This is a genomic window from Streptomyces canarius, from assembly GCF_014650735.1.
In the GTDB taxonomy this organism is placed as follows: Bacteria; Actinomycetota; Actinomycetes; order Streptomycetales; family Streptomycetaceae; genus Streptomyces; species Streptomyces olivaceoviridis.
Genome location: NZ_BMVN01000119.1, coordinates 1 through 9,183, shown reverse-complemented (window position 1 = coordinate 9,183; position 9,183 = coordinate 1). Strand labels below are relative to the sequence as shown.

The window sequence follows — 9,183 nt, the reverse complement described above, 5'->3', positions numbered from 1 at the left end:
GACCGCGACCATCTACCTCGCCGGACTCCACATCGCGGGCATCTTCCTCTGATCCGCCCGCCGATCCAAACGAAACCGCCTAGTCGCGAAGGATCTTCCAGTACTTCATCCGGACGCGGGGGAGGGGGGCGACCTCAGCTGCGGCATCCGGACCAGCTCAAGGCGAGCAGCAGGCCAAGCCACCGGATCCCCGGCATACAGTGGCCGACACGACCCGTGAACAGCGGCGCGAGCCGTCGCATGGTGAGTTCGTGGGACAGTAGACCGCCACCAGCAGCACCCGCTCAGCCCTCACACACCAGCCGCACGGCGGGAAAATGCCCTGCATATTCGGCACCGAGCCAAGCTTGCGTCCAGGCCACGGAAGCGGGCTATGGGCGCGGGCGCGAAGCACCGCCTGGTGTTCCAAAGCACCGCCTGGTGTTCGTCGACCTGCTCCTGGCCACGCTCGGGCTCTCCGCCACGCCATTTAGGACTGGGCTGGTTAGGCTTCCCGAGAGGGCTCGACGCACACGGACCCACGGCGGGAAGCCGAGGGCATGAGTGGTCGTACCACGCCGGCCAGAGGGACTGGGCCGCCGTGGCTCCCCAAGAAAAACCTGCGACACGCACCCTATGGGGTGGTAAATAAGCCCTTCCAGTAAAAACCTGTTAAAAGGGGGCCAAGTGTCTTCGCCTGGGCCGGGGGGACATGTGGATGTCTGGGAGGGGGGCTTGCTCAGGGACCGAGGAGAAACGTTGCGCCTTCCATGGGGGGACGGCAGCAGGGACCGAAGGGGTTCAGTCCCTGCCTCGCGGGCGGGGACTGAACCCCTCGTCGGGGGAGGCGCATTCCCTTGCACGGCAAGGGACCCAGGAGGGGGAGGGACTCAACGGGCCACAGGGACGAGCAGGGGCGCAGGGGCCGACAGGGCCCGGCCGCAGGGGCGGAGGGACTGCGGTTGTTTCGGTCCCTGGGCCTCGGTCCCTGACGTTTGTGCAGGTCAGAGGGCTAACACAGGGCCTGAGAGGGACTGTAGGGACCGAAAAACGCAATTATGACGTAGAGAAGAGATGTATTCGTACGCGCGTGCGCATACAACACAAGTCTCAAGTACAGCTCATAATTGCGACGTTGAGTCCCTACAGTCCCTGTCCTGGCTGGGTCTAGGTCGCTGACCTGCGGTGATACCCCTCCCCCTCTCAGGGACTGCCAGATTCTCCAGCCCCTGCCCGTTGGTCCCTGGACCCTTTGGTCCCTCGCCCCTGCCCCAGGGACCGGGGTTCCCGGCTCCCTCCCCGAAGCAGCGGGCGAAGTTCACCGTGCTGTTCAGTCCCTTCAGCCCCTAGGGTGGGGGTGGACCACCTCCCCAGGGACCCAAGGGACCCACGAAACTGATAGAACGGCACGCGGGTCAGACAGACACTCCCTTTTCGGTAGGCGGGCCTTACACTCGTTTGGCATCAGAGTCCCTTCGGTCCCTGGCGGGGGAAACCTCCCACGCCAGGTGTGTGAAGTGATCGGGCAGACAGAAGTGACGAGGACGATTTCCGTGCGCCGCGAAGACGAGAGCAGCCGTAGTGCAGCCGGAGTTGCGCACGGATCGCCGGGAGCTGTCGCGCGGTGGTGTGCGGCCCAGGGCTGGCCGGTGCACCCCCTGACCCCGGGTCGCAAGACCCCTGTCGGGAACTGCTCCGACTGCTCGGGCCGCCGGCACGAACCGGCGTCGTGCCCCTGCCTGCCCGCAGGACGCCCTTGTCATGGCTTCCACGCCGCCACGACGGATCCCGGCCTCGTCGACCGCTGGTGGGCCGACACGCCCGCCGCGGGCGTCGGAGTCGCCTGCGGCCCCGCCGGCCTCGTCGTGATCGACATCGATGCCCACCAGGCCCCCGTGCCGGACCGGGGACGGCTCCTCCCCGGCATCCCCATCCCCGACCAGGTGCAGCTGGCCGGCCTGGCCTCAGGTTTCGACACGCTGGCTCTCCTGGCCGCCTATCGGGGTGAAACCTCCCCTGCCGAGGACGAGAACACATTGCGCGTACGTACTCCCTCAGGTGGTCTGCACGTCTGGTACCGCAATCCCGACACGTCGACGCGGTACAGGTGCTCGACCGGGTCCGGCCGCCACGCGGCGCTCGCCTGGCAGGTCGACGTACGGGCCGAGGGTGGCTACATCGTCGCCCCCGGCACCCGCACGCCGCAGGGTGTCTACCGTGCGGAGGGAACGGCCCGGCGTCCGGCCGTGCTGCCGGAGTGGCTCCAGCGCGAGTTGCGTCGTACGGGACACGTGCTCGAAGCCCAGCGCCCCGGGGCCGCCGCGGTTCCCGTCGCCGCCGCCCCGGTCCCGGTGGCGGGCAGACAGCGGCGAGCCGCCTCGGCGGAGCGGCTGATCGATCCTTTGATTGCCAGTGTCGCGGAGTGCGCCGCTGCTCACGAAGGGACAGGGTTCACCGAGAAGCTCAACCGTGCCGCCTACACGGCCGGCGGGCTGGTCGGGGCGGGGCATCTCGACCACGCCACCATTCGTGACCGACTTGTCCGTGTCGCTTCCTACGCCCGGCCGTGGCAGCAGACCAGGAATGAAAAGATCGTCGACGACGCCCTTGCCGTAGGGTCCGTCCGCCCTCTTCACCTCAAAGGACGTCCATGAGCAGCAGCGCCGAAGGCTCACCGCGTTTCGATCCGCAGGCCGCCGCTCAGCAGATGCTTGACCTGGAGACGGTGGAAGTGGTGGCCGTGCCCGCCCGTCTGCCCGCGCAGGGCTTCGTGAACGCCCCTATGGCCCCGTTCGGCAGCGGAGCCGCCTCCTCGGCTCCCTTGTTGCCTCCTTCCCTCTCGGACCGGGGAAACGCCCGTCTCTTCGTGCAGACACACCGCGATCAGTTCCGGCACGTGGAGGGACTGGGCTGGTTCGCCTGGGACGGCTACCGGTGGAAGCGCGGGGGAGGGGAGAAGGCCGCCCTGTGGGCCGCGGGGGAGATGGCGGAGGACATGCCGACCACCGACCCGCGAGGGGTCTTCAGCGAGCGCGAACTCGCGAACCACAAGCGGCGCACGCTGTCCACCACCGGCCTGAAGGCCCTCCTCACCCAGGCGAAGGCCTCACCGGACATCTCCGTCACCCCTGACAGGCTGGACGGGGACCCCTACGCCCTGTGCACCCCCGTCGGAGTGGTCGACCTGCACAGCGGGCACCTCCGCAAGCCGGATCCCACCCGGGACTTCCACTCCCGTGCCACCAGCGTGGCCCCGCAGGCCATGGAGACCCCTCGCTGGCACCGGTTCCTCGCCGACACCTTCGGTGAGGACGACGAGGGCCGGGAGATGATCGACTTCCTGCACCTGTTGCTCGGCTACTCCATCACCGGCGACGTGGGCGCGCAGGTGCTGCCCTTCCTGCACGGTGAGGGCAAGAACGGCAAGTCGGTGCTGCTCGACATCATGATCCAGATCCTCGGCGACTACGCGGACGCGGCTCCGCCAGGCTTCCTGATGGACCGTGGCGCCTTCTCGGAGCACTCCACAGAGCTGACCGAACTGCACGGGCGCCGCCTGGTGGTGTGCAGCGAGCTGAAGCCGAACGACAAGTTCGACGAGGCGCGTGTCCGGCTCCTGACGGGCGGCGACAAGATCAAGGCCCGTCGTATGCGGCAGGACTACTTCTCGTTCACCCCCACGCACCACCTGTGGCTGCTGGGCAACCACCGCCCGGAGGTCTCCACGGGCGGCTTCGCGTTCTGGCGGCGCATCCGGCTGCTGCCCTTCACCCGGACGGTTCCCGCGCACCGCAGGATCGACAACCTCGCCTTCGAGCTGGTCCGCGACGAGGGGCCGGGAATCCTCCATTGGCTCATCGAGGGGGCACAGCGCTACCTGCGCACCAGGGACCCGCTGGAGGGCCCTGACAGGGTGCGTATCGCCACGACGGCCTACGCCACCACCGAGGACCACATCGGCCGTTTCCTCGCCGAATGCTGCACGCGTGACGGCGAAGGCAAGGACCTGAGGGTGGAGCAGGGGCTGCTCTACTCGGAGTACAGCTCGTGGTGCAACGCCGGAGAGGGGATCCGGCCGGCGACGCCCCGGGCCTTCGCCAACCGCGTCCGTCAGGAGGTGGGCGTGGCCTCACCCGCCGACATGATCAAGTCAAATGGCCGGAAATACTATCCTGGCATCGCCCTATTGGAGCACTCATGACGGCCTCCGTATGTCTGCTCTCTCCACCACGTGGCCTACACGGTCGTCGGAGTGCGCTCTACGATGGTATGCGGGCCCCGGATGCGGTGAGCCCCCGAGAAGCGGCCCGTCCCCAGGCGATGGGCGGACCGGAGCGACACGGACAGATGCCCGGCCATGTCCCATGGCCGGGGAGCACGCCGACGAAGGAGAGGCTGCAGCCATGAGTTCGCTGTTGACCGAGAGCGACCTCATCCACGAGGCCGAGGTGGTGTGGCTGGAGAACCTCGAACGGCTCGACTACGTCCGTCAGGCGCTGGACAAGACCAGGCGGCGCAACACCAAGCCGCCGTACGCGCGCGACGGGCGCATGGTCGGGTACGCGCTGCTGGACGAGGACGCCTCCCCGGACCCGGACAGCGGCCTGTACAAGCGCCGGGTGTTCTTCCTGCTGCCCCACGACCGTGACAGCCTGCCCGACGGCCTGTACCGCGAGGGAGCGCCGGGAGAAGCGGTCGACCCGCGCACGATCGCCCCGAAGAAGCCGGGAGCGAAGACCCCCCGGTCCCAGTCCGGTTCCGTGGCCATAGCGACGTCGACGCCCTGAGGCAGGGCTCCCTGCCCGGCATGGGCCGGGTTTCCTCCGCTACTGGGAACGAGCGAAGGGTTTTACGGAGTTCACGTGCGTCGGCCCTCCTCGGGCGGACGCACGTGAGGTGGCCGTACCGTCTACAGCAGCCGGGAGCCGGGGATCGGCTCGCTCCGGGTGGCCGGCGGTCAGGTGCTCTTCCAGGGCGGGCATCCGCATGTACTCCCAGAAGATGCCGGGCCCGCCGGAGTGGGCCATGCATATCGGGCCGCTGCCGTGGACGCGGCAGCGCTGCACCACTCCGGCCGGCTCGTAGGTGTGCGTGCCGGGGGAGAGGAGCGGTCTTCGACCGCTCCGGGAGACCGGCGGGCCTAGTACCAGTGGTTGGCCTGCCAGAACGTCCAGGCCTGGCAGGGGCTGCCGTAGGAGGTGTTCATGTAGTTGAGGCCCCACTTGATCTGGGTGGCCGGGTTGGTCTGCCAGTCGGCGCCGACGGAGGACATCTTGGAGCCGGGCAGGGCCTGGAAGAGACCGTAGGCACCGGAGGAGGCATTGACCGCGCGGTAGTTCCAGCTGGACTCGTGGTCCACGATGTTGCTGAAGCACTGGAACTGGCCGCTGCCCACCATCTGGCGCGCCATCGCCTGGATCTGCGCCACGGTGTAGCTGCTCTGGACCGGGAAGCTGGAGGAGTCGCGGACGTCGGTCCCGCGGCTGGCCGCGGTCTTCGCCTCGGCGCGCTCCTTCGCCTCCTTGGCCGCCTTGTCGGCTGCCTCCTTGGCCGCCTTCTCGGCGAGTTCCTTCTTGGCGATCGCGGTCTCGGCGGCGGCCTTGCGGGCCGCTTCCTCGGCGTCCTTCTTGGCGCTCACGTCCGCGGCGATGGCCTGCGCGTCGGCCTGCTGCGTCAGGGACGCGGTCTGCACCTGCGCCTGCTGACCCGCGGGTATGTCGGCGAGGAGCGTGGTGTCGGCTGCCGTCGCCTCGGCATCGTTGGTCTGCGCGGTGCTACCCGAGGCGATGCCGACGACGCTTCCGACAGCGGTGACCGTGGTGGCCGCGGCCACCGCTAATCCCCGGACCGAGATCGTGCTCACGCGTGTTCCTTCCGGTTCGTCCGTGACGCCGAGTCCCAGGCATGAACGAGTCTCGCCTGGTGCATGCGGCAGCGAAGCACTCTGCCGTGCCCGGGCACGCGGCGCAACGGTTGGTGAAGAAGGTGTGGAAGTTCACACCGCGCACTGACCTCCGGGGCTGGGCGGAAACGGAGCGGAACACACCTGGGTCTGGCAGTATGTGTTTCTGTCTGCCATAACATGTGTGCGCCCGGCATGAGTACACGTGCCGCAACAACAGCGCTCTCCGGAGGCTTCCGTGTCCACATCGCCTGAACTCGTCGGCCCTGCCATGGGTGGTGCCCTGCCGTTCGGCGAGGACCCGGTGGCCACCCTGGAGGCGGCCGTGTGGGTCATGGCCGCCGTCGTGAGCACCCAGCGGCAGGCGCTGTCGGAGCCCCTGGAGGACGTGCTCGCGGCGGATGCGGAGCGTACGGCGGTTCTGGAGAGCGTCGGCCTGGTCCGCAGGGACGCCGACGGTTTCGCCGTGCACCCCTCGCTCGTCCCGGCGGACGCCCTGACCGCACGCAGCGGGGTGGAGGCGAAGCTCAGCTCGCTGCGCCAGGCCGTCTCCGCCGCCGCCTCGGACGCGGAGGCAGCCGGACTCGGGTGGGGCGCCCAGGCCGACGAGGTGCTCCTCAGCCAGGGGCGGGCCTCCGCCGCGACCGGCCGTGCGCTCGCCGGGAAGGTCGTGCCGGCGTTGCCCGGGTGTGCCGAGCGGCTCCAGGCGGAGGGCAGCCGCGTCCTCGACGTGGGCACCGGTGTCGGCGCGCTGGCCGTGGTGCTGGCCGCGAGCTTCCCCGAGGTTCGGGTGGAGGGGATCGACGTCCTGGAACGGGCGCTGGACTTGGCGAGAGCGGAGCTTTCCGCAGCGGATCCGGCCGTGACCGCTCGGGTCTTCCTGCGCCGGGAGAACGCGGCGGAGCTGTCGGAGGAGGAGCGTTACGAGCTGATCTGGCTGCCCGCGCCGTTCCTCTCGGAGGAGGCGCTGCGGGCCGCTCTCCCGCGCCTGGCCGCGGCCCTGGTGCCGGGCGCGTGGCTGGTGGCGGGGACCAACCCCGCCGCCGACGACGTGCTGCGCCGCTCGGTCGGCCGGTGGACCGCGACGCGTGGCGGCGGCAACTCCTTCGACACGGCGCGCATGAGTGAGGAACTCGTCGCCCTCGGGCTGGAGGAGACGAGGACCTTTCCCACGGTTCCGGGCGGCCCCGTCCTCGTCGCCGCCCGACGCCCCGCGGGCCGGTAGCGCACCGCGTGATCAGTCGGATGCCGCCCTCCGGCCGTCGAGCAGGCCCGCGGCGGTCACGTCCCAGTCCACGTCGGCCAGCTCGTGACCGGCGGGAACGAGCTGGTAGGTGTGCTCCAGCCACTCCGCGAGCGGTGGGACGGGCAGTTCGAACAGCGCCGCCATGTCACCGGAGGCGAGCTGGAGCCGAGCGGTGGCCCGCTCCTCCAGGTTCGTCGGCCAGACCTGGACGTCACCGAAGCCGCTCATCGAGTACATCCCCTGCTGGAGGAGGTCGCGGCCGATCCGCCACAGGACACGCGGACCGCCTGCGATGAGGAACTCCACGCACACGATCAGGGGACGCTCCGGGTCGTAGCTGAACTCGGCCCTGATCGCCTGCCGGGCGGAGACGTCCAGCACACGTTCGATGTCCAAGGTCAGCTGAGGACGACCGTGCGGTGCCGTTCGGCTGGCCTGTACACCTGGCTGGTAGCCGCTCATGACGGGTAGATCCTTCCCTGTTGCGGAAGCTTGCTCGACCCACTCTCGTACGCACGTGGTCGCCGTACATAAGTAACTTGACCGTCGAACACGCTCTGCCGTGACGGTGAACGCCGTGCGGGTCCGTCCGCCAGGCGGACCGCTGTCCGCCTCCCAGGAGTCCTGTTCGGGGATCGGATCACGGGGCCGGCCGGGGCCCGCGTGCCATGGTCGCCAACATTAAGTCATTCGACTGTCGCCCTTGATCCGTGCCTGAACGATGCTGAAACAGTCGCCGGTGTACCGGTGCCGGATGGTCGTCATGCTCGGAGGAGCCAGCCGTGGAACGTACTCCCGTCGTCTTCATCCATGGCGCGTGGCTGCACGCGCTTTCCTGGGAGTCGTGGGCGGAGCGCTTCGCCAGCCGGGGGTTCCTCGCCCTCGCGCCCGGATGGCCGGGGGAGGCCGCGGCCCCCCCGGACATGCGCAAGTCCCCGGAACTGCTCGGCCGGATCGGTCTGGACGCGCTGACCGACCACTACGCCGAGATCGTGCGGTCCTTCAAGACCGCGCCGGTGATCGTCGGACACTCGGTCGGCGGGCTCATCGCGCAGCATCTCATCACCGCCGATGTCGGCCGTGCCGCGGTGGCCATCGCCCCCGCCCCGATCAACGGCGTACCGCTGCACGAGTCCCCTGCCGGACTGCCGTCCTGCGCCGAGCTCGATCCCGCCGAGCAACTGGTGTCCCTGTCGCCGGAGCAGTTCCACCGCGTCTTCGCCAACACGGTGGAGGCGGAGGAGTCCGACCGGCTCTTCGACCGCTACGCGGTGCCGGCACCGCGCCGTCTGCTCGTCGACGTGGGTTGCACGGGTGTGCCCCGCAGTCCGCGCGCCGTGGCGGACGTGGCCAACCCGGAGCGTGGCCCGCTGCTGCTGATCTCCGGACAGGAGGACAGACTCGTCCCGGACGCGGCCACCCGCGCGGTGTACAAGCAGTACGGCGACACCACCGCCGTGACCGACCTGAAGCAGTTCGCGGACCGGGCCCACTCGCTGGTCATCGACAGCGGATGGCGCTTCGTCGCCGACTACGTGCTCGGCTGGCTGGACGGGCACGGCATCCGAGCCCACCCCCCTGAGGGCTGATCGCGCCGTGGCCGGCGGGCGAGAGCCGCCGTACCGCGTCAGCGGGCCACACGGTCACATGCCGTCCTCACACGTCCTGGCCGTCGGGCAACTTGCCCAGGGCGTCGCGCAGGGCGGCGCGGGAGGTGATGCCCAGCTTGGGGAAGACCCGGTAGAGGTGGGAGCTGACCGTGCGCGGCGACAGGTGCATCCGCGCGCCGATCTCCTTGTTGGTCAGGCCGCCGGCGGCGAGATCGGCGATACGGCGTTCCTGCCAGGTCAGCGTCGCGAGGTGCGCCGAGGAGGCGACGGTGGCCGCACCGGTGGCGCGCAGCTCGGCCCGTGCCCGTTCGGCCCAGGTGGGCGCGCCGAGCCGTTCGAACGTTTCCGCGGCCAGGGTCAGCGACAGTCGCGCCGCCTTCCTTCCCTGGGTGTGGCGCAGGCGGATGCCGTTGGCGAGGCGGATGCGGGCGAGTTCGAAGGGGAAG

Annotated in this window: 8 protein-coding genes; 5 read left to right on the top strand and 3 right to left on the bottom strand. The window is 69.5% G+C overall.

Annotation, left to right across the window (positions count from 1 at the left end; all coding sequences use genetic code 11):
* Positions 1-1,532: 1,532 nt before the first annotated feature.
* The 3 genes from IE294_RS45770 (at position 1,533) to IE294_RS45760 (ending at position 4,766) form a co-directional block, all read left to right on the top strand.
* Complete coding sequence (locus tag IE294_RS45770; protein WP_189895241.1) at positions 1,533-2,633, top strand: bifunctional DNA primase/polymerase; 1,101 nt, start codon at positions 1,533-1,535, stop codon at positions 2,631-2,633.
* A complete protein-coding gene (locus IE294_RS45765) occupies positions 2,630-4,180 on the top strand; it encodes a DNA primase family protein (RefSeq protein ID WP_189895240.1) in 1,551 nt (516 codons plus the stop codon). The genes IE294_RS45770 and IE294_RS45765 overlap by 4 nt, the downstream gene beginning before the upstream one ends.
* Positions 4,181-4,382: 202 nt before the next feature.
* Positions 4,383-4,766, top strand: a complete 384-nt coding sequence (locus IE294_RS45760; protein ID WP_014669013.1) for a DUF6009 family protein — start codon at positions 4,383-4,385, stop codon at positions 4,764-4,766.
* Between the two features lie 353 nt (positions 4,767-5,119).
* Here the strand turns inward: IE294_RS45760 and IE294_RS45755 are convergent, their stop codons facing one another.
* Entirely contained in the window at positions 5,120-5,842 is a 723-nt protein-coding gene (locus tag IE294_RS45755; protein WP_189895239.1) for an aggregation-promoting factor C-terminal-like domain-containing protein, read from the bottom strand.
* Between the two features lie 277 nt (positions 5,843-6,119).
* Here IE294_RS45755 and IE294_RS45750 point away from each other — a divergent pair, with 277 nt between their 5' ends.
* Positions 6,120-7,106, top strand: coding sequence for an SAM-dependent methyltransferase (locus tag IE294_RS45750; protein ID WP_189895238.1), 987 nt, complete (start codon positions 6,120-6,122; stop codon positions 7,104-7,106).
* Positions 7,107-7,118: 12 nt separating this feature from the next.
* Here IE294_RS45750 and IE294_RS45745 read toward each other — a convergent pair whose 3' ends face one another.
* On the bottom strand, positions 7,119-7,589 hold the full coding sequence (locus IE294_RS45745; RefSeq protein WP_189895237.1) for an SsgA family sporulation/cell division regulator: 471 nt from the start codon (positions 7,587-7,589) through the stop codon (positions 7,119-7,121).
* 320 nt (positions 7,590-7,909) lie between these two features.
* Between IE294_RS45745 and IE294_RS45740 the strand changes: the two genes are divergently transcribed.
* A complete protein-coding gene (locus tag IE294_RS45740) occupies positions 7,910-8,716 on the top strand; it encodes an alpha/beta hydrolase (RefSeq protein WP_189895236.1) in 807 nt (268 codons plus the stop codon).
* Between the two features lie 67 nt (positions 8,717-8,783).
* Here IE294_RS45740 and IE294_RS45735 read toward each other — a convergent pair.
* On the bottom strand, positions 8,784-9,183 hold a 400-nt coding region (locus IE294_RS45735; protein ID WP_189895235.1), incomplete at its 5' end, for a helix-turn-helix domain-containing protein.